Annotated in this window: 18 protein-coding genes and 1 tRNA gene; 15 read left to right on the plus strand and 4 right to left on the minus strand. The window is 57.1% G+C overall.

Annotation, left to right across the window (positions count from 1 at the left end):
* Nucleotides 1-56: 56 nt before the first annotated feature.
* Entirely contained in the window at nt 57-1,325 is a 1,269-nt protein-coding gene (gene purD, locus AD949_RS11625; protein WP_048834822.1) for a phosphoribosylamine--glycine ligase, read from the minus strand.
* Nucleotides 1,326-1,391: 66 nt separating this feature from the next.
* Here purD and xseA point away from each other — a divergent pair, with 66 nt between their 5' ends.
* The 6 genes from xseA (at nt 1,392) to AD949_RS11655 (ending at nt 7,775) form a co-directional block, all read left to right on the plus strand.
* On the plus strand, nt 1,392-2,852 hold the full coding sequence (gene xseA, locus AD949_RS11630; protein WP_048834823.1) for an exodeoxyribonuclease VII large subunit: 1,461 nt from the start codon (nt 1,392-1,394) through the stop codon (nt 2,850-2,852).
* Nucleotides 2,853-2,996: 144 nt separating this feature from the next.
* Entirely contained in the window at nt 2,997-3,356 is a 360-nt protein-coding gene (locus AD949_RS11635; RefSeq protein ID WP_048834824.1) for a hypothetical protein, read from the plus strand.
* Between the two features lie 100 nt (nt 3,357-3,456).
* Nucleotides 3,457-3,541 (plus strand) — tRNA-Leu (locus AD949_RS11640).
* A 34-nt stretch (nt 3,542-3,575) separates the two neighbouring features.
* On the plus strand, nt 3,576-4,763 hold the full coding sequence (locus tag AD949_RS11645; RefSeq protein WP_048834825.1) for a phosphoserine transaminase: 1,188 nt from the start codon (nt 3,576-3,578) through the stop codon (nt 4,761-4,763).
* A 183-nt stretch (nt 4,764-4,946) separates the two neighbouring features.
* A complete protein-coding gene (locus AD949_RS11650) occupies nt 4,947-6,869 on the plus strand; it encodes a CocE/NonD family hydrolase (RefSeq protein ID WP_174766762.1) in 1,923 nt (640 codons plus the stop codon).
* A gap of 87 nt (nt 6,870-6,956) precedes the next feature.
* A complete protein-coding gene (locus tag AD949_RS11655; protein ID WP_048834826.1) occupies nt 6,957-7,775 on the plus strand; it encodes a creatininase family protein in 819 nt (272 codons plus the stop codon).
* A 284-nt stretch (nt 7,776-8,059) separates the two neighbouring features.
* On the opposite strand, the gene AD949_RS11660 is transcribed toward AD949_RS11655, so the two are convergent.
* The 3 genes from AD949_RS11660 to zwf all read right to left on the minus strand — a co-directional run bounded on the left by AD949_RS11660 (nt 8,060) and on the right by zwf (nt 12,274).
* The gene (locus tag AD949_RS11660; protein WP_048834827.1) at nt 8,060-9,451 is read right to left on the minus strand and encodes an NAD-dependent succinate-semialdehyde dehydrogenase; all 1,392 of its coding nucleotides are present in this window, start codon (nt 9,449-9,451) and stop codon (nt 8,060-8,062) included.
* Between the two features lie 42 nt (nt 9,452-9,493).
* Nucleotides 9,494-10,522 carry an alcohol dehydrogenase AdhP gene (adhP, locus tag AD949_RS11665; RefSeq protein ID WP_048834828.1) on the minus strand — a complete coding sequence of 343 codons (1,029 nt, stop codon included), beginning with the start codon at nt 10,520-10,522 and terminating at the stop codon, nt 9,494-9,496.
* Between the two features lie 198 nt (nt 10,523-10,720).
* Complete coding sequence (gene zwf, locus AD949_RS11670; RefSeq protein ID WP_048834829.1) at nt 10,721-12,274, minus strand: glucose-6-phosphate dehydrogenase; 1,554 nt, start codon at nt 12,272-12,274, stop codon at nt 10,721-10,723.
* Between the two features lie 115 nt (nt 12,275-12,389).
* Between zwf and AD949_RS11675 the strand changes: the two genes are divergently transcribed.
* The 9 genes from AD949_RS11675 to AD949_RS11715 all read left to right on the plus strand — a co-directional run bounded on the left by AD949_RS11675 (nt 12,390) and on the right by AD949_RS11715 (nt 21,170).
* A complete protein-coding gene (locus AD949_RS11675) occupies nt 12,390-13,412 on the plus strand; it encodes an aspartate-semialdehyde dehydrogenase (protein WP_048834830.1) in 1,023 nt (340 codons plus the stop codon).
* A 140-nt stretch (nt 13,413-13,552) separates the two neighbouring features.
* On the plus strand, nt 13,553-14,026 hold the full coding sequence (sdhC, locus tag AD949_RS11680) for a succinate dehydrogenase, cytochrome b556 subunit (protein WP_048834831.1): 474 nt from the start codon (nt 13,553-13,555) through the stop codon (nt 14,024-14,026).
* Between the two features lies 1 nt (nt 14,027).
* Nucleotides 14,028-14,441, plus strand: coding sequence for a succinate dehydrogenase, hydrophobic membrane anchor protein (gene sdhD / locus AD949_RS11685; RefSeq protein ID WP_048834832.1), 414 nt, complete (start codon nt 14,028-14,030; stop codon nt 14,439-14,441).
* A 98-nt stretch (nt 14,442-14,539) separates the two neighbouring features.
* Complete coding sequence (sdhA, locus tag AD949_RS11690) at nt 14,540-16,351, plus strand: succinate dehydrogenase flavoprotein subunit (protein WP_048834833.1); 1,812 nt, start codon at nt 14,540-14,542, stop codon at nt 16,349-16,351.
* Between the two features lie 36 nt (nt 16,352-16,387).
* The gene (locus AD949_RS11695) at nt 16,388-17,170 is read left to right on the plus strand and encodes a succinate dehydrogenase iron-sulfur subunit (protein WP_048834834.1); all 783 of its coding nucleotides are present in this window, start codon (nt 16,388-16,390) and stop codon (nt 17,168-17,170) included.
* Between the two features lie 227 nt (nt 17,171-17,397).
* Entirely contained in the window at nt 17,398-18,909 is a 1,512-nt protein-coding gene (locus tag AD949_RS11700; protein ID WP_048834835.1) for a hypothetical protein, read from the plus strand.
* A 51-nt stretch (nt 18,910-18,960) separates the two neighbouring features.
* The gene (locus AD949_RS11705; protein ID WP_244463276.1) at nt 18,961-19,413 is read left to right on the plus strand and encodes a GNAT family N-acetyltransferase; all 453 of its coding nucleotides are present in this window, start codon (nt 18,961-18,963) and stop codon (nt 19,411-19,413) included.
* Between the two features lie 142 nt (nt 19,414-19,555).
* Entirely contained in the window at nt 19,556-20,218 is a 663-nt protein-coding gene (locus AD949_RS11710; protein ID WP_048834880.1) for a fused DSP-PTPase phosphatase/NAD kinase-like protein, read from the plus strand.
* Between the two features lie 22 nt (nt 20,219-20,240).
* A complete protein-coding gene (locus AD949_RS11715) occupies nt 20,241-21,170 on the plus strand; it encodes a DMT family transporter (protein ID WP_082064580.1) in 930 nt (309 codons plus the stop codon).
* Nucleotides 21,171-21,209: the final 39 nt, after the last annotated feature.

The following is a 21,209-nucleotide window of genomic DNA, read 5'->3' on the forward strand; positions in this document are numbered from 1 at the left end:
TGAAAAAAATCGTGTGACGCTCATAAAAACTGGAGCGTCACACATATCGAAAAGCCTTAAAGTGCGCGAGCCCCAATGTCGGTGCGCCATGCTGCGCCATCCCACGAGATAGCTTTCACGCCTGCATAGGCACGGTCCCGCGCCTGCTGCACATTGTCTCCAAGAGCGCAGACAGACAGAACGCGGCCCCCGGTCACAACCAGCTCTCCGGCAGTGTTTTCTTTAGTGCCAGCCTGAAACACGCGCACACCTTCGAGTGCTTCAGCATCAGCGATGCCGGAAATAACAGCGCCGGTTTCAGGCTGTGCGGGATAGCCGCGTGCGGCCATGACGACGCTGATGGCGGCCTGATCGGAGAAGGTGACGGGGGTTGTGTCCAGCCTGTCTTCCGCAAGGGCCGCCAGTGCGGGCAGCAGGTCGGAGGTCAGGCGGAGCAGAAGCGCCTGTGCTTCCGGGTCCCCAAAGCGGACATTATATTCAATGAGTTGCGGGCCGGTTTCCGTCAGCATCAGGCCAGCGAAAATCACGCCCCGGAAAGGGGTGCCCCGGCGGACCATTTCTTTCAGCATGGGGCGCACAAGCAGATCCAGCGCGGCTTCCTGCGCGGCACGGTCAAACCCGCGCGGCGGAGAGACCGCGCCCATGCCGCCGGTGTTGGGGCCGGTATCGCCATCGCCAATGCGCTTATGGTCGTGTGCGGCACCAATCAGCATGGCTGTCTCGCCCGAGCAGAAGGCGAAGAGAGAGACTTCCTCCCCCACCAGACAGTCTTCAATCACCACGCTACGGCCAGCCTCGCCCATGCTGCCCTGCGTCATCATCTCTCGCACGGCGTCCTGCGCTTCCGCAACGGTTTGCGCCACAACCACGCCTTTGCCCGCAGCCAGCCCATCGGCTTTCACCACAATCGGCGCGCCGCGTTCCGCGATATAGGTAATGGCGGCCTCTGCACTGGTAAAGCGTTCACCCCGGGCGGTGGGTACGCCCGCAGCATAGCAGACTTCCTTGCTGAAACTCTTACTGCCTTCCAGACGGGCCGCAGCCTGCGTGGGGCCTGCGCAGGCCAGACCGGCTACGGCACAGGCATCCGCCAGACCGGCGACCAGCGGGGCTTCCGGGCCGGGAACAATCAGGTCAATCTGCTGTTCTTTGGCAAAAGCGACCAGAGCGGGTACGTCGCTCGCGCCAATGGCCACATTGGTGCCAAGCTCCGCCGTGCCGGGGTTGCCGGGGGCAATGAACAAAGCCGTCAGTTTGGGGGACCGCGCCAGTGTTGCAGCCAGTGCATGTTCTCGGCCGCCGGACCCAACCAGAAGTACCCGCATATTTTTCTCTCTCACTCTGTCAGCTCTGCTCTTTCAGGGTGAGCGTCTGTAGCATAGGTTGGGCGAATGATCGAAGGGCTTGCACCAGAGGCATCTTCCGGCGGGAATGTGCCGGAATATAGTGTCTCCGAAATTTCCGGGGCTATCAGGCGTACGCTTGAGGGCACGTTTGGCCGTGTGCGGGTGCGCGGAGAAATTACCGAATTTAAACGCTACCCCTCCGGGCACCTCTATTTTTCGCTGAAAGATGAGCGTGGCAAGATTTCCGGCGTGGTCTGGCGCGGGTCAGTCTCCCGCCTTGGGCTGGCGCCGGAAAACGGGCTGGAAATTATCGCTACGGGCAAAATTTCCGCTTACGGCGAACGCTCCAGCTACCAGCTTGTGGTGGAGCGGATGGAGTATGCGGGAGAAGGCGCGCTGCTGGCCCGCATTGAACGCCTGCGCCTGAAGCTGGCGGAAGAGGGGGTGTTTGACGCAGAGCGCAAACGCCCCCTTCCCTTGCTGCCGCGTGTGATCGGGGTGGTGACATCCGCACAGGGGGCTGTGCTGCATGATATCTGCACGACCCTCAGCCGCCGCTTTCCCCGCCCGGTGCTGGTGTGGCCGGTGGCGGTGCAGGGTGAAGGCTCAGCCGCCCAGATTACGGCTGCTATTAACGGGTTTTCCGCGCTGGATGGTCATGGCGGGGTGCCGCGCCCGGATGTGCTGATTGTGGCGCGGGGTGGCGGGTCTCTGGAAGACCTGATGGCGTTTAATGATGAAGCCGTGGTGCGGGCCGCTGCGGCCTGTAGCATCCCGCTGATTTCCGCCGTGGGGCATGAGACAGATACCACGCTGATCGATTTTGCATCAGACCGCCGCGCCCCAACGCCCACGGCGGCAGCGGAACTGGCCGTGCCCGTGCGCACGGACCTGCTGGCGGAACTGGGGCATCGGGGCGCGCGGGCGCTGGGGGCGTTGTCCCGCATGATGCAGACAGCCCGCCTGCGGCTGGACCGGGCTGCGGCGGCTTTGCCCGATCTGCCCGGCCTGCTGGGCACGGCGCGTATGATGCTGGATGACCGGGGCCGTAGACTGGATGTGGCCCTGCCCGGCTTTGTGCAGGGGCGGCGGGCCGCACTGGTAGGGGTGGAGCGGCATATGCCCGCAGTGGCAACGCTGCTGTCTGCCCGTAATACCCGGCTGGCTCTGCTTGGCAGCGCCTTGCAGACAGGTCTGCGGCAGGCGTTCCAGAGGCAGGAAGCCCGTCTGGTGCGGTTGCGGATTTCCCCTGCCCCGCTGGCGGCGCTGGTGCGGGAGCGACGTGCCGCGCTGGCAGGCGTGGGAGGGCAGCTGGAAGCTGTTTCTCCGCAGGCGGTGCTGGCGCGGGGCTACGCTCTGGTTACTGCCGGAGGGCAACCCGTGACATCCGCCCGTGGGCTGAAAGTGGGGGAGGATGTTGTGCTGACATTTGGTGATGGCCAGCGTGATGCCGTGATCACCCGGAAAAAGCCTGCCAAAACGGAACAGACAACTCTGGAACTTTAGGAAAGAAGACAGAGGAACTGTAAGAGAAGACAGGCGGCCCAGTTGAGCTTGAATTCCGATCCTGTCTATGGTGTCAGACAGTGCAGAACGCACAGTAAAGAAACGGGGGCTGTGAGGCCCAACCTGCTTTTGGGGAATGTCCACATGTCCATACGTTTTCTTCCCGCAGTCGGATGCTGTCTTGCTCTAGGGCTGCTGGCCGGGTGTGCAGCACAGCCCGCAGTGCAGCCCTCAGCACAACAGAAAATCCCACTTCAGACCTTTCCGCAAAATATGGCTATCCAGCAGGGAAACCCTGCCGATGAAAGCAAACTGACGAATGACCCCTCCGCTCCGGCCAACACGCCCTTGTGCGGCGTGGCGGCGCGGGAAAGTCAGGCCATGGCGGCGCAGAATTATCCCGAACCGCTGACAAGCGGGAACAGTTGCGTGCAGAATGCCTGCTTCAATACCCAGAGCGGCACGTATATTGCCGCGGATGGCACGCAGCGCGTCTGCCGGTAAGGTCCGGTCAGCCCATGTCCCGCTGCGTGGGGCATAGGGGGCTTGATCAGAGGATGTGGCCTTTCCTGCCAGCCATTTTGCTGATAGGGAGAGCCCTGCCGCGAGAGTGACGGAATCGGTAGACGTAGTCGGCTCAAAATCGACCGCCGCAAGGCATAGGGGTTCGAGTCCCCTCTCTCGCACCATATTTGTCTCACTTCCTTTAAACCGGACAGGGTGATGACCTCCACACAATCCGCAAATTTCTCCCGTCCGGCTTCTCGCCCCGTGAACCCGTGTTTTTCCTCCGGCCCCTGCGCCAAACGGCCGGGATGGACCGTGTCCGCGCTGGATAATGCGTTTACAGGCCGTTCTCACCGCTCTGCGGAGGGGCGGGCGAGACTGGCGGAAGTGATTGACCGCTCCGCAGCCCTTCTAGGTGTTCCAGAAGGCTGGCGCGTGGGCATTGTTCCGGCTTCCGACACGGGCGCTGTGGAAATGGCGCTGTGGTCCCTGTTGGGCGCACGCCCGGTGGATGTGCTGGCGTTTGAAAGTTTTTCCTCCTTATGGGCGCAGGACATTGTCTCCCAGCTTCAGCTTGAAAATGCCCGTGTTCTGAAAGCCGAGTATGGGCAGTTGCCTGACCTCACGCAGGTGGACTGGACGCACGACGTGGTTCTGGCATGGAATGGCACCACGTCCGGCGTGTGCTTGCCCTCTGCCGATTTTATTCCGGCCCAGCATGACGGATTGGTGATCTGTGATGCGACCTCCGCCGCCTTTGCGATGGACCTGCCATGGGACCGGCTGGATGTGGTGACATGGTCTTGGCAGAAAGCTCTGGGCGGTGAGGCCGCGCACGGAATGCTCGCCCTGTCCCCCCGCGCGGTGGCACGGCTGGAGAGTTTTGAAGCTCCGCGTCCGCTACCGAAAATTTTCCGTCTGACGAGCAAAGGCAAGTTGATTGAAGGAATATTCCGTGGGGATACCATCAACACGCCGTCCATGCTGTGCGTGGAAGATGCGCTGGACAGCCTGAAATGGGCTGAGTCGATTGGCGGGTTGCCCGGCCTTAAAGCGCGCAGTCAGGCAAATCTGGCGGAAGTGACGGCGTGGGAAGCCAGAACGGACTGGGTGGAGTTTCTTGCCCGGAATGATGCCGAGCGGTCATCCACCGCCATCTGTCTGCGCATCGTAGCCCCGTGGTTTTTAGCACTGGAACGGTCCGAGCAGATGAAGGCTGTCAAACAGATGGTCGCGCTGCTGGATGAGGAAGGCGTTGCGTTTGACATCGCTAGCTATCGGGATGCGCCACCGGGATTGCGGATCTGGGGTGGGGCGACGGTTGAGGCCTCGGACATCCGCGCCCTTCTGCCTTGGCTGGACTGGGCGTTTGCGCAGATTACACCGCTAACCTGTTTCGCCTGAGTCACGTTTTCTCTCAAAACAGGGTGGACGAACCGCCAGAACCAACGCATCGTCTCGGTCTCGGCTTACACAGCAAAGACCAGACAGAAGTGCAGGATGATGGTGCGATATCAGACTAGTTCAGAACAGAAAACCGGCTGGAAAAAAAGAAGTCTTTGGGCCGGTGTCGCCCTGTCCGGGGTGATGCTGGCGGCAGGTCTTCCGTCAGCACGGGCCGCGGCACCAGCGGCTGAGGCAGCCGCCCCGGCGCATGATCCGCTGAGTGTGCAAACAGGGAGCGATATTCCTGCAAGTGTTCACGCGCCTATTGACCAGCAGCGCGACTATATCAAGCGGGAAGTCATGGTCCCCATGCGGGACGGTGTGAAGCTTTATACCGTTATTGTTATTCCAAAAAATGCTCGCAATGCTCCCATCCTTTTAACGCGAACACCTTATAATGCAGGCCGCCGTACCGACCGTGTGTCCAACGCCCTGACCATGCGGGAAGCACTGCCGCAAGGGGATGACGTTTTTGTGGAGGGCGGGTATATCCGCGTATTTCAGGATATTCGCGGGAAATACGGTTCTCAGGGTGATTATGTGATGACGCGCCCCCCGCGCGGCCCACTGAACCCCACCAAAACGGATGAAACGACTGATGCGTGGGATACGGTAGACTGGCTGGTGCATAACGTGCCGGAGTCCAACGGGCGCGTTGGCATGACCGGCTCTTCCTATGAGGGCTTTACGGTTGTCATGGCGCTTCTGGACCCTCACCCGGCACTGAAGGTAGCCGCGCCGGAAAGCCCGATGGTGGATGGCTGGATGGGGGATGACTGGTTCCATTACGGCGCTTTTCGTCAGGGGTCGTTCGACTACTTTACCGGCCAGATGACGGCGCGCCGGTCAGGCGACAGTATCCCACGCAAAAATGCTGATGATTACACGAATTTCCTGAAAGCAGGCTCCGCCGGAAGCTTTGCTACACAGGCGGGGCTGGACCAGTACCCCTTCTGGCAGCGGGTGCATGCGCATCCTTCTTATGATGCATTCTGGCAGGCGCAGGCGCTGGATAAACTGCTGGTGCAACGCAAGCCAACTGTCCCGATGTTGTGGGAACAGGGCTTGTGGGATCAGGAGGATATGTGGGGCGCCATTCACGCATGGCAGGCGCTGAAAGACGCAGACGTTAAAGCCCCGAACACGTTGGTCATGGGGCCGTGGCGGCATAGTGGTGTAAACTATAATGGGTCCACCCTTGGTCCGCTGGAGTTTGAAGGGGATACCGCGCACCAGTATCGGCGGGATGTGTTCAGACCGTTCTTTGATGAATATCTGAAACCCGGCAGCCCGACCGTACGCCTACCGGACGCGATTATTTACAATACTGGTAACCAGAAGTGGGATTATTACCGCTCATGGCCATCGGTGTGTGAAAGCAACTGCACCGGCGGTCTGACCCCGCTTTATCTGGCAGACGGGCATGGGCTGAGCTTTACCCACCCGGCAACGGAGGGTGCGGATAATTATGTGTCTGACCCTGCGCATCCTATCCCGTTCCTCGCCCGGCCGTTTGCGTTTGAGCAGGGCGACCGCTGGAAACCGTGGCTGGTGCAGGACCAGCGGGAAGCAGAATCTCGCCCGGATGTGCTGACGTATGAAACGGAGGTTCTGGATGAACCCGTGCATGTAAGCGGTGTGCCAGTCGCAGACCTTTTTGCCGCTACTACAGGGACGGACTCGGACTGGGTGGTGAAGCTGATTGACGTTCAGCCCGCCATGACGCCGGATGATCCTAAAATGGGGGGATATGAACTCCCCATTTCCATGGATATTTTCCGCGGCCGCTACCGGAAAGATTTTGCAAAACCGGAAGCACTCCAGCCGAATACGACGTTGCATTATCACTTTACTCTGCCTGCCGTGAACCATGTGTTTGCAAAAGGGCATCGGATTATGGTGCAGATCCAGTCCTCATGGTTCCCGCTCTATGACAGAAACCCGCAGAAGTTTGTGCCGAATATTTTTGACGCCAAACCTGCGGATTATACGCAGGCAACCCAAAGCATCCATCACGGTGGCGCAGACGCAACATCTATCCTGCTGCCTGTTGTAAAGCAGTAAAAACACAGCCCTCTTTAAAGAGCTGTTCAGGCAGAAGAATTTTTTGACAGAAAATTCTTCTTCCTTATTTTTTGAAAGAACGCAGATATGGCTCAAACCAAATTTCACATGGCGCACCTGACCGCATCTGAAATGCGGGAGGCTGTGGCCCGATCTCCTGTTATTCTTTTACCGCTCGGCAGTTTTGAAGATCAGGGGCCCCATATGCCCATGGGGGATTATCTGCTGGCGGATGCCATGGCCGAGAAAATTGCCAGACAAGCTGCCGCTGCGGGGTATGAGACCTACATCGCGCCAGTTCTGCCGTTTGGTGGGACAGATTATTTTGGATATATGCCGGGTGGTATCGCCTTATCCCAAACAACAGTGCAGGCGGTTTTGCAGGACATGCTGCACAGTCTGCTCCGGCATGGTCTGACACGCCTGATTATTCTGAATGGACATGGCGGAAACTGCACCATGATTCATGATGTGACACGGAGTATTTTACTCCGGGAGGATGTTGTAATTCCAAGTTTTTACTTGTGGCGCGTTGCAGCGGGGTTTTTACCCGAGCTTATTGGGGCTGATGTAGCCGCGCGGTCAGGCGGGCATGGGGCTAATCCGCTAACAAGTATCGGGATGCATCTGTTGCCTGATCTGGTGCGGGAAGATCGTATTCCACAAACACATACGGATAAATCGGCATGGGGACTTAAAGTTTCAGATTTTGGAACGCTTGATCTGGATGGAGCACTTATTTCCGTTCCGTTTGAGGGAGATAGAACCGCGTCTGATGGCGTTGCGCGGGGAGACCCACGCCTCTGTTCTGCTGAAACAGGCGCGGGTCTGACCAAGAAACTGGTGGAAACCGGCGTTCGGCTGGTAGCGCATATGGTGCAGCAGGGCCAGAAAAAAGCTATATAGAAACAATCATGATATAGAATTGAAAAGAAAGAATGCTGGTTCGATGTTCTGAGATTGTTTCACATATCAGAGTTTAGGCTGGCAGAGCATATGTGTTTGGCTGAGTCGGTGAATGTTACGGTCGCTATGTCGTGACATCTGCATAAAAAGAGAGCGTATGGATGCCCATTCTTATGCAGACAATATAGAAGGTTTATAAATGTAATTGTCAAAACAGATTTTTATAAAAAAGGCGACAGAAAAATCTCTGTCGCCTTTTTTGTGTCGTTTAAGAAGATAGAAACTCAGGCTGGCGCATCAATCGGCACGACATTGATGAGCTTTTTATTGATAAACTCTTCAATGCCCATCATGGCCAATTCCCGCCCATAGCCGGAGCGTTTAACGCCACCAAAGGGTAGATCCGGCTTGGTCCATGTCGGGTGGTTGATATAGACCATGCCGGTGTAAATCTGTTTGGCAATTTCTACACCGCGCTTTGTGTCCTGCGTAAAGACGGAACCGCCCAGCCCATATGGCGTATCATTGGCCAGATCAATGGCTTCCTGTTCATTTTTCACGGTGAAGAACAGCGCCACAGGGCCAAAAAATTCCTGATAGAAAGACGGGTTATCACGTGTGACGTTGGTCAGGATTGTTGTCTGGACAAACGCGCCCTGCTGAGGGGGCTTGGGGCCGACACGATGGGCTTTTGCACCATGTTTTACAGCGTTTTCAACCTGCTGATTGAGCTGGTCCGCTGCGGACTGGGAGGACATGGGCGGCACACCGGTAGCGTCATCAGACGGGTCACCCGGTATGAGTTTGCCTAGTTCTTCACTAAATCGTTTGAAAAACTGGTCTGCAAGGCTTTCCTGCACAATAATGCGCTTGGACGCGACACAGCACTGGCCACCATTGTTCATCCGGCCCCAGACTGCCCATTTGACGGATTTTTCAAGGTCCGCGTCATCCAGAACAATAAAGGCATCACTGCCGCCCAGTTCCATGGTGGTTTTTTTCAGGTTCTTGCCTGCCTGCGCGGCAACGGAAGCCCCTGCTCCTTCACTCCCTGTCAGGGCAATGCCCTGAATGCGAGGGTCATCAATCAGTTTTTCGAGCTGCTGACGTGTGGCGAACAGGTTTGTGTAAAGACCTGCTGGAGCCCCCGCATCATGGAACAGCTTTTCAAAAGCTGCGGCACACTGAGGTACAATAGAGGCGTGTTTGACCACAACCACATTCCCCGCCATCAGATGGGGGCCAGCAACGCGGGCTAACTGGTAATAGGGGAAATTCCATGGCTCAATGGCTAGAAGGACACCAAGGGGCTGGTTGACGACCATGGCGTCATCCCCACGCTCGCTGCCACCGGGAATTTTCTGGGGTGCTAGAAATTCTTCGGCATTTTTAGCATAGTACTCAAGAATGTCAGCGGAAAGAGCGACTTCCCCCAGTGCTTCCCGCTTGAGTTTTCCCATTTCCAGCGTGAGCAGCTTTGCGTACTCTTCGCTTTGTGCCCGCAGGATGCTGGCGGCTTTGTGTAGAATGCTGGCACGGTCCGCAAAGGACTTTCCGCGCCAGCTTTTGTAGGTTTTCTCTGCCTGTGAGAGCAGAGACTCCAGTTCAGCATCTTTCAGGTCAGGAAAAGTGGCGATCGTCTCGTTGGTGTACGGATTAACGGTTTTATAAGCCATAGTCATGAACCTTTCCGAATACCTCAGAAAAGTTAGGAAAAGTCAGGCCCGAAAGTCGATCACAATCCGGCCTTCAACCTTACCTTCCTCAAGGCGTTCAAAAATAGAGTTTATATTCTCCAGCCGGTCTGTCTGCGTGACGGATTTCACTTTCCCATCTGCAAAGAAGGAGAGAGCCTCAATCATATCAAGACGCGTCCCGACAATGGATCCGCGGATGGTGGTGCCATTCATCACCATATCGAAGATCGAGATAGGAAAATCACCCGGTGGCAGCCCATTCAGAACAAGCGTTCCCCCGGCTCGGACATACCCCATGGCCTGCGAAAAAGCCTTGGTGGACACGGCAGTAATCAGGCCGCCATGCACGCCGCCAACTTCCTTCTGCATAAAAGCCGCCGGGTCTGTCTCTTTAGCGTTAACGGTCAGCGCTGCGCCGAGGTTCCGGGCTGTCGCAAGTTTTTCATCATCAATATCGACGGCCACCACATTCAGCCCCATAGCCACGCCATATTGCACCGCCATTTGGCCAAGGCCGCCCACTCCGGAAATAGCAACCCAGTTTCCCGGCTTGGTATCGGTCATTTTTAGACCTTTATAGACTGTCAGCCCCGCGCACAGCACCGGGGCGACCTGCACAGGGTCTACGCCTTTGGGGAGAAGTGCGACGTAATTGGGGTCTGCCACCACATATTCCGCAAAGCAGCCATTAACGGAGTAACCGGTATCTTCCTGTTTTGCGCAGAGGGTTTCCCAACCGCCGAGGCAGTGTTCGCAGTGCCCACAGGCGGAATACAGCCACGGTACGCCAACGGTATCCCCTTCCTTAACATGCGTGACGGTGCTCCCAGCTTTGACAACAGTGCCAACCCCTTCATGACCGGGGATAAACGGCAGGGTCGGCTTTTTCGGCCAGTCGCCCTCAGCGGCGTGCAGGTCTGTATGGCACACGCCGCAAGCAATCATTTTCACCAGAATCTGGTCGGGGCGGATAGCGGGGATATCCAGCTCCTCAATCGTCAGTGGTTTGCCAAAAGCATGCACTACTGCGGCTTTCATTTTGCCCGACATGATTTCAATCCCTTTTTATTGTCGTTGCTGGAAGAAAACTCCAGAGACCCCCGTCTTTGTTAATGCGGGGTGCGCCTCTGTTATCAGGAATCTCTTCTCCTCACTAGGCAGACTGTGGCGTAAAGCCGCATTGATATGGGTCAAAAAACTCCTGTCAGGCAGGCTTTTCTGGACAGAGTTCTGGCATAGAGTCTGGCCTCAGCGGTCTTTTTTAAGCTGGCCAAAGGGTGCCCAACAGCGCCCATCCCGTGCCAGAAGAGCATCTGCTCCGGCTGGACCTGTGCTGCCCGCCTCGTAAAACTCTGGGGGTGAGCCCGCTTTGTTCCATGCCTCCAGAACCGGATTGACCGCTCTCCAGCCAGCCTCAATATTATCAGCCCGCTGGAAGAGCGTGGCGTTTCCTTGCAAGCAATCATAAAGCAGGGTTTCATATCCCACATTCGGGATGGCCCCGAAGGCACTCTGGTAGCGGAACGCGGCGACCACTTCTTCCACCACGGTTTCCGGGCCGGGGTGTTTGGCATTGAAGTGTAGGTCGGCACCTTTCTCCGGTCGGATATTATAGACAAACCGGTTGGGGGTTTGCTGTGTGCCGTCCGCCGTGTGGAACAGCGGGTGCGGCGTCTGTTTGAACTGCACCACAATTTCCGTCACGTTGGAATTCAGGGCTTTGCCGGTGCGCAGATAAAAGGGCACCCCGGCCCAGCGCCATGTATCAATTTCGATTTTCAGGGCAGCGTAGGTCTCGGTTGTGCTGTCGGGAGAAACCCCGGGGCTGTCGCGATAGGCGGCTATTTTACGTCCCGCCACGTTGCCCGCCGCATACTGGCCGCGCACGGCATTTTCCGGGCTGATGGGGCGGATGGCGTCAAACACCTGCTGTTTGGCATTACGGATGGCTTCTGCCTTCAGAGAAGAGGGCGGCTCCATGGCAACCAGCGCGAGCAACTGGAACAGGTGGTTGGGCACCATGTCCCGCAGCGCTCCGGTAGCATCATAAAACACGCCGCGTCCTTCAACAGAGAGTGTTTCAGCCGCGGTAATCTGGATGTGGTCAATATAGTCGCGCCGCCAGAGCGGGTCGAACAGCAGATTGCTGAAGCGAAGTGCCAGCAGATTCTGCACGGTTTCCTTCCCGAGGAAATGGTCCACGCGGTAAATCTGCGTCTCTTTCAAAAAAGACAGGAGATGTGCGTTGAGCGTTTGGGCAGAGTGTAGGTCGGTCCCGAATGGTTTTTCCACCACCAGACGCCGGAAACGGTCAGGCGCTTCCTCCATCAGTCCCGCCTTCGCCAGACTTTGTGCCGCCGGGCCAAAAAAGCGTGGCTGTGTGGCGAGGTAGAAAACGGCGTTACGCTCGCCGATTTCAGGGGCGAGCGTTCGGAGAGCCTCAACCGAGGTGAAGTCCAGCGCATGGTAGCTCATGCGGGAGGTAAGCCATGACCATGCCTCTTCGTTCAGGCTGATCGTATAGAATTCCGCGTGTTTATCCTGCGTGAAACTTTCCATTTTGGCGCGCAGGGACGCAATCCAGCTTTTGGTGCTTTGCTTTTCAAGGCTGATGCCGAGGATTCTGAAATCATCCGGCAGGAATCCATTGCAGGCCAGATCATACAGCGCAGGCACCAGCAGCCGGTGAGCGAGGTCTCCCGCCGCGCCGAGGATCACCAGCGTTCCGGCCGGAGCCGGATGAATGGCCGCAGGTGCCACAAGGGAGGCGGTTGTGCGGGAAGAGTGGGGAGATGAACTCATGTTTCTTTGATCCTTGCGTGAGGGAAGGGCACGCTCTGCAATTTCTTTTTTGCCCGGTTTGGTCTAGATTTCTTGCCCGGTCAGGCTTTGGCGGGAATGAGTAAAGGGAAGAGTTATGGGGTATCGGGTTGCAGTTGTGGGCGCCACCGGAGCAGTCGGGCGTGAAATTTTAAAGACACTGGCCGAGCGGGAGTTCCCCGTTGACGATATTGTAGCACTGGCATCACCACGCTCCGCCGGGCGGGAGCTGTCGTTTGGGGACCGTGTGCTTAAGGTCCAGAACCTTGAAACATTTGATTTCAAGGGCTGGGATGTCGGGCTGTTTTCCCCCGGTGGGGCCGTGTCCGCCAAATATGCGCCGATTGCTGCCAAAGCGGGGTGCGTGGTGATTGATAACACATCCCATTTCCGGATGGACCCGGATGTGCCGCTGGTGGTGCCGGAAGTGAACCCGGATGCGCTCAAGCGGATGAAGCGCAATATTATTGCTAACCCGAACTGCTCTACTATTCAGATGGTTGTGGCTCTCAAGCCGCTGCATGACCTGTTCACGCTCAAACGTGTTGTGGTGTCCACCTATCAGGCGGTTTCCGGGGCCGGGAAAGACGGAATGGACGAACTGTTTTCCCAGACGCGCGGCAGCTTTGTGACTGACCCGCCGAAGATCGAACAGTTTCAGAAGCAGATTGCCTTTAACTGCATTCCGCAAATTGATCGCTTCATGGAAGATGGCGCGACCAAGGAAGAGTGGAAAATGGCCGTGGAGACGAGAAAAATTCTCGATCCTGACGTTTCCGTGATTGCAACCTGTGTTCGGGTGCCGGTGTTTATCGGTCATTCCGAAGCTGTTGTGGCGGAATTTGCCGAGCCTGTGGATCTGGCCCGTGCGCGGGAAGCCCTGCGTGAGGCGGAGGGGGTGATTCTGCGCGATGAGCGCGAAGATGGCGGCTATGTGACTCCAATTGAGTGCGTTGGAGAAGATGCAAGCTATGTCTCACGTCTTCGTGTCGACCCGACTGTGCCCAACGGTCTCGCTTTCTGGTGTGTGTCCGATAATCTGCGGAAAGGTGCGGCTCTGAACGCGGTTCAGATTGCCGAGACGATGATTGCCCTAGACCTCCTGCCCAGACACGGCTGAGTGAGGTCGCCCCGGCTCGCGGGCTCGTGTTGGCTGGTTGAATTGACCGGTCCGCAGGTTGGGGCGTAGGACAAATTTCGATGCAGAAACGCCGGTCTGAGCCGGTGTAAGGGATAGACGGACAGGATACGAGGCTGACAATGCAGGATATCCGCAAGGCCCTATACGTAGGGACCCGAAGTGACGGCAGACTCATTGAGCGGCCTATGTCGCCGCATCTGCAAATTTACCGCTATCGCTTGTCCATGGTTCTTTCGATTTCGAACCGCTTGACGGGCGTTGCCGCAACCGGCGGTGCTGCTCTGGGCGTGTTCTGGCTGGCTGCTGCCGCCAAGGGACCAAAAGCGTTCGCCACAGCACGCAAAGTGACAGGGAACCCGGTCGGCCAGCTGCTGCTGGTGGGGTGGCTGGCGTCCGTTGTGTATCACACGGTGGGCGGCATCCGGCACCTGATCTGGGATTCCGGTAAACGGTATGACAAGGAACAACTCAACAAGGATGGCCCGGTTGCCGTTGGTGTAACCGCCGGTGTCAGCACTGTGCTGGCTGCGGGCCTTCTGGGCGTTGCCGCTAAACGGGCGCGCGCTCTGGCCAAAGCAGGGAAGGCATCCTGATATGACTGATTCCGCTCCTCATATCGAGGTCATGCGCTCACAGCTGGGCCGTGCCCGTGGGCTTGGGGCCGGTGGGTCCGGCACCGCGCACTGGTGGGCCGAGCGTGTGTCTGCGGCGTCTCTGCTGCCGCTTTCAACATGGTTTATCGTCCAGATGTTCCGCCTTGGCGGCGCAGACCACGCGGCCGTTGTAAAATGGGGCGGCAAGCCGGTGAACGCCACCATGCTGACCGCGCTTATCATCACGACATTCTACCATGCGCAGCTTGGCCTGCAGGTGATTGTGGATGACTACGTTCACGGCAAGGCGCATCTGCCAACCCGTATTCTGGTCAAGCTCTTCACCTCCCTGCTGGGGCTGCTGGGCGTTGTTGCCGTGATCAAATTTGTGGCTGCCGGTAATCGGCGGTCCTGATCAGTTCTGAACCCGGTGCCGCCTGCTTGCGCCGCATGTCGCGGCGGCACGAAACCTGAAGATATGACAGGCCGAACGCACATGGGAGCGCCGTCACGATGAATGCCAATACCTCTCCGTCCCGGGGAGCTTACCGGATTGTCGACCACGCTTATGATGTCGTGGTTGTAGGAGCAGGCGGTTCCGGCCTGCGTGCCACGCTGGGCATGGGGGCTGCTGGCCTCAAAACGGCCTGCGTGACCAAGGTTTTCCCGACACGAAGCCACACGGTGGCCGCTCAGGGCGGTATCGGGGCTTCTCTGGGGAACATGGCCGAGGATAACTGGCGCTGGCATATGTATGACACCGTAAAAGGGTCAGACTGGCTGGGCGATCAGGACGCCATTGAATTTATGTGCCGCGAGGCTGTGCCCGCCGTGCAGGAACTGGAACATTTTGGTGTGCCGTTCTCCCGCACGGAAGATGGCAAGATCTACCAGCGCCCCTTTGGCGGCCATATGAGCGATTACGGCAAGGCCCCGGTGCCGCGTGCCTGCGCCGCCGCGGACCGTACGGGCCATGCTATTCTGCACACGCTGTATCAGCAGTGCCTGAAGCATAACGTTGAATTCTTTGTTGAATACTTCGCCATTGATCTGATCATGGATGAAGACGGCGCATGCCGTGGCGTGATGGCATGGTGTCAGGATGACGGCACGATCCATCGCTTCAACGCCAAGATGGTTGTGCTGGCAACGGGTGGTTATGGCCGCGCCTATCAGTCCTGCACGTCTGCCCATACCTGCACGGGGGATGGCAACGCCATGGCCATGCGGGCGGGTGTGCCCACACAGGATATGGAGTTTGTGCAGTTCCACCCGACGGGTATTTACCCGGCTGGCTGTTTGCTGACAGAAGGCTGCCGTGGTGAAGGTGGCTATCTGACCAACTCCGAAGGCGAACGCTTTATGGAGCGTTATGCACCGACGGCAAAAGATCTTGCCTCGCGTGACGTGGTGTCCCGCGCCATGACGATCGAGATCAAGGAAGGCCGTGGCTGCGGGCCGAAGAAAGACCATATCATGATGCATCTTGAGCATCTTGGGTCTGACCTTCTGCACCAACGTCTGCCGGGTATTCTGGAAACGGCGCGGATTTTTGCCGGTGTGGACGTAACAAAAGAGCCGGTGCCGGTTCTGCCAACGGTTCATTACAATATGGGTGGTATTCCCACCAATATTCATGGGGAAGTCGTTCGTCCGACCGAGAAAGATCCGGATGCGGTTGTTCCCGGCCTGATGGCTGTGGGTGAAGCGGCCTGCGTGTCCGTGCATGGCGCGAACCGTCTGGGCACGAACTCCCTGCTGGATCTGATTGTGTTTGGGCGCGCTGCTTCCAAACGCGCTGCGGAAATTGTCAAACCGAGCGATTTCATCAAGCCGCTCCCGCCGGGTGCTGGAGATGCGGCGCTCGACCGTCTGGACAAGCTGCGTTACGCCAAAGGCAACACCAAAGTCTCCGTCATGCGGGACCGTTTGCAGCGTGATATGCAGGCCCATGCGGCAGTTTTCCGGACTGAGGAAAGTCTACAGGAAGGCGTTGATAAAATTCACAAGATCTGGGCTGATCTTGGGGATATCTCCGTCGCTGACTCGTCCCTGATCTGGAACAGTGACCTGATGGAAGCGCTGGAGTTTGAAAATCTTCTGGCCAATGCAACGGTTACGCTGGAAAGCGGGCTGGCCCGGCATGAAAGCCGCGGCGCGCATGCGCGGGATGATTTCCCCAAACGTGATGACAAGGAGTGGATGAAGCACTCCGTTTCCTGGCTGGATGAAAAAGGCAGCGTGACGCTGACTTACCGTCCGGTACATATGAAGACCCTGACGGATGACGTGCAGGTCTTCCCACCCAAAGAGCGCGTTTACTGAGCCGACGGGTAGAACGGGCGAAAAAGGGAGGCGAACATGGTCGAACTCAGACTGCCGCGCAACAGCGAGATCGGGACAGGCAAAACCTATCCCGCGCCAGCCGGTGCAAAAAACGTCAAAACGTTCAGGGTTTATCGCTGGACGCCGGATGATGACAGAAATCCGGTTGTGGATTCCTATGAAGTGGATCTGGACACCATCGGGCCAATGGTGCTGGACGCCATTATCCACATCAAGAACGATGTGGACCCGACACTGACATTCCGCAGGTCCTGCCGTGAAGGGATTTGCGGCTCCTGCGCGATGAATATTGATGGTGAAAACACGCTGGCGTGTCTTAAGCCGATCAAGGATATTCCGGGAGATGTGCGCATCTACCCGCTGCCGCATATGCCGATTGTCAAGGATCTGGTGTCCAACCTTGATGGCGCTTATGCGCAGCTACGGTCCATCAGCCCGTGGTTGCAGTCAGACAGTGCCCCGCCGCCGGATGCCGAGCGTAAGCAGAGCATTGAAGAGCGCGCCAAGCTGGATGGCATGTGGGAATGTATCCTGTGCTTCTGCTGCACAACGTCCTGCCCGTCTTACTGGTGGAACGGGGATAAATATCTGGGCCCGGCTGTGCTGTTGGCCGCGTATCGCTGGATTGCGGATAGCCGTGACGAGCACACCGGAGAGCGGCTGGATGCGCTGGATGATACCTTCAAGCTTTATGCCTGCCGTACCATTATGAACTGCACCCAGACCTGTCCGAAAGGGCTTAATCCTGCCAAGGCGATCGGCCGGATTAAAGAACTTCAGATTGAACGGAAAGCCTGAAATTCAGGCTCTCTGTGGCCCACGTGGCCTTGTGAGTATCAGAAAAACCCGATGCACCATGCTGGTGCGTCGGGTTTTCTGTTTTCAGACTTAAAAACCTCTTAAAAAGAACACTTATGACAAATGTTGAAAATTCGGATAACTTGACTATTCGAATTCATATCGAAACAAAAATTTAATAATTGGGACTATTTTATATAATAGTCGCGCAAGACAAGGAAACGAGCGTGCCAGAAAGAGATAGCAGAACCAGTCTGTTTTTCTCGGATATCATGCCCCGGACAATGGCTCCGGGCCTTATTACAGGGTTGAAATATTTTCTGCTCGGCGTTGTTGTGCTGTATGTGCTGAGTTACTGCATTATTCCGTTTTCGGATGGTGATCCGGCTTGTTATGTACTGCTTGGGCGCGGCCTGTTCCGGGATTATGTTCTGCCGTACAGCTATGCGTTTGATCATAAACCCTTGGGCGTCTATCTGTTTTATGGCCTGTGGGACAGGCTGACGCCCATTGCGGTCGGGAAATTTACGCTTTTGGCGCTGCTGCTCAGCGCGGTGTTTGTTTCGATTGGTCGGGTGTTCGGGTCTTTCAGCCGCCGACTTGCCTTTGTTATCCTGATTATCTGCGGCGCGATTTTTGACCTGTTATCCGGAAATACGGAACTTGTTCTGGTTGTGAGCGAAGCGCTGATTCTGGCGCTGATGCTCAAGGGAACGGAGACAGGAAAAATAGTCCCGTTTTTTGTAGCGGGCCTGATTGCGGCTCTGGTTATCAATGTGAATTATTTGGCCGTAGTGTGTCTTCTGGGGCCTGTGGCGCTGCTTCTCTTCTCCCCCGGATGGTTCCGGCTTTCCCGGTGCGTGGTGGTCGTTTTTGGGGGAATAGTCGGTCTGGTCGCATTGTTCTCGCCTTACCTGATTGTCGGGCACGGGGCTTTGCAGGCCTATTTTTCCATGCAGAGAAATTTTCTGCATAATTATGGCGGCGTCTTGTCCGACCGGTTGCTGAATGTGTTTTGGATGACGTTCTATCTGGGGCTCACCCTGCCAATTCTGCTGGCATGGCTCAGGCGTTTTCCTTTTCATCTGGCTGACGCGGAATCCCGCAAAACCATGATCCTGCCAGTGTGGTTTGCCTCATCCTTCCCTGCAACGCTGCTGTCGGGGCATCCGTATCAGCATTATTTCATTCTGTGTTTTGCTCCAGCCACGCTCATGCTGGCCATTCTGTTCCGTGAACGGGCCTTTCCCTCTCGCCTTGCGCTCATGCCGCTCTGGGTCTCCGCCCTGTTTTTCATGGGCACGGAGATCAGAAGGAATGTGAATATCTCAATCTATACGTCGCGCGTGGATTATGCGCGGATTGCCCGGGAGGTCGGTCAGGCACGCGTTCTGAATATCAGGGCGTTTCACGCGGTTTTTTATCAGTCTGATCTTAGGCCGTTTGATGTGTATCTGTTCGACAATCATATCGATATCCTCTTCCGGCAGGACGCATGGAAGCGCTATATGCAGGACTTGGAGCAACGGCCTGCCTACGTGGTCACGCCTTATATCGGCTGCGAAAGGCACGAGGTTGAAGCCCCGGTTTGCCAGTGGCTGCATGACCATTACACTCTGATCTATACGGCCAATGTCCGGCACCATAACAGGAACAGCCCGAACAAATTTTCCCTCTCACTCTACAAACTTCAGGGCTTACCTGAACAGCCAGCGGTGGTGCCTCCGGCTGGTCTGTGAACCGATTATTTCGGTTTGCTTTGCGCACGGAGCCTCCGGCATAACAGGCGCATGATGATGCTTCGTGACGCCTGCCCGGCGGATATCCCTCGGATTACCAGCATTTATAACCATGCCGTTGCGCAGACGACGGCCATCTGGAATGACACGGTGGTGGATGAGGCCAACCGTCTGGCATGGCTGCTGGAACGCCAGCAGGCAGGCTATCCTGTTCTGGTGGCCGTGACGGCGGGCGATGAGGTGGCGGGCTATGCCACCTTTGGTCCATGGCGGGCGTGGGATGGATACCGGCATACGGTGGAACATTCTGTTTATGTGCATCCACTGGCGCAGCGGCAGGGAGTTGGTCTGGCTTTGATGACCGCGCTTATTGAGCGCGCCCGCGTGCAGGGCAAGCATGTGATGGTAGCCGGGATTGATGCCGCTAATAGTGGCTCGGTCGCGTTACACAGACAACTCGGGTTTGAAGCGACAGGTGTGATGAAAGAGGTTGGCTGGACCTGACGTTTTTTTGCCTGAAGCTGGATGATCGCCCCTGCCCCTGCCCCTGCCCCTGCCCCTGATGGTCAGCTTTGTCTGAAAAGATTGACGCTGAGGAAGCAGGGTGAGACACCAGACCTTTCTATGGAACGGAGCAGCGCAGTTCGTGTTTGACGGCCATCTTTCCTCCTTTGCCGGTCGTACGCAGGCATGGACAGACAGTTTATTTGTGGATCACGCCATTTTCCGGCTGGTCTGGACAAATTTCCACGCTGTCGTGCCGGGTAAGGTCTATCGCTGTAATCATCCAACACCCGCTCGCCTGAAATGGGCCATGCGGCGGTTTAACCTGCGTACGCTGGTTAATCTGCGCGGCCACCGGAAATGTGGGTCCGATGCCTTATCCCGCAACGCTGCGGCCCGGCTTGGGCTGGCCCATGTGGACATGGCGTTTGAAAGCCGGGGTGCCCCGCACCGGGACCGTATCCTGCGTTTTGCGGGCCTGTATCAGCAGATTGCCTTCCCAATGCTCATGCACTGCAAATCCGGAGCGGACCGCGCAGGGCTGGCCTCCGGGCTGGTGATTATGTTTGAAGGCGGCACGGCGGAGCGCGCGCTGAAAGAATTGTCTTGGCGGTTTGGGCATTTCCGCCAATCTCGCACAGGCATTCTGGATGCATTTTTCCTGCGCTATCAGGCTGAAGCTGAAGGGCGGATTCCGTTTCTGGACTGGGTGCGGGATGAGTATGATGAAGCCGCGTTAAAGCGTGACTTTGTCGCCGGAAAAATAGCCTCTTTCATGACAGATCAGGTTTTGCGCCGAGAGTAGAGGAACCGGAGAGTAAGAGATTATGGATGCGCATTCTGCTCCGGCCTCGCCGGGTCACGCCTTGGGTGCATCCCACCCGCCGGTGCCGGTGTTTGTCGCAGCGTTGGCAATTTTATCGTGGGCCAGCGCGTATCCGGTTGTGCGTCTGGCGTTGCAGTTTTTGCCCCCTATTCCGCTGGCTGCCGCGCGTTATGCGCTGGCGGCTGTCCTTGCGTTGATATGGGTTGGCGTAACCCGGCCCCTTTTGCCGCGTGTGCAGGACCTCCCGCGCTTTGTGGTGTGCGGAGCGATAGGAATTTCCCTTTATAATATCCTCTTCAATGTGGGGGAGCAGACGGTCTCCGCTGGTGCGGCAAGTTTGCTGATCAGCTTTTCGCCCTTGATTTCAGCCCTGCTTGCTGTGGGGATAATGGGCGAGAGGCTGTCTATCTGGGGCTGGGTTGGTTCGCTCATCAGTTTTTGCGGTGTTGTGCTGGTGGCGCAGCATCAGCCGGGCGGACTGACGTTTGGCGCGGGTGCCGTGGATGTGCTGGGGGCCGCGTTTGCCGCGGCACTTTATAATACCGTGCAGAAGAAGCTTGTTTTCACCTATGGCGCTTTGGCAACAACCGCATATGTGCTGATTATTGGCGCGCTGTTGCTCACACCATGGCTTCCGCAGGCCATCAGTAGTTTGCGGGCGGCCCCGGTGACTGGCTGGCTTCTGGTTGCGCAGCTTGCGGTGTTTCCGGCCATTCTGGGCTATGCGGCTTGGGCGTATGTTGTTGGCAGGATTGGCGTTGCCCGTTCCTCCGGTTTTATCTATCTGCTTGCCCCTACAACCTTGGTGTTGGCGTTGCTGATAGCGGGAGAAGTTCCGGACCTGCGCACCATGGCTGGCGGTGCCATTATTCTAGCAGGCGTTGCGCTGATGAATACGTTGGGGCGCGTGAAAACCAGAGCGCGCGTATAAAAAACGCCGGGAAGCTGAGCCCCCGGCGTTTTTTGTCTT

The sequence above is a fragment of the Acetobacter orleanensis genome, from assembly GCF_001581005.1.
GTDB classification, from domain to species: Bacteria; Pseudomonadota; Alphaproteobacteria; order Acetobacterales; family Acetobacteraceae; genus Acetobacter; species Acetobacter orleanensis.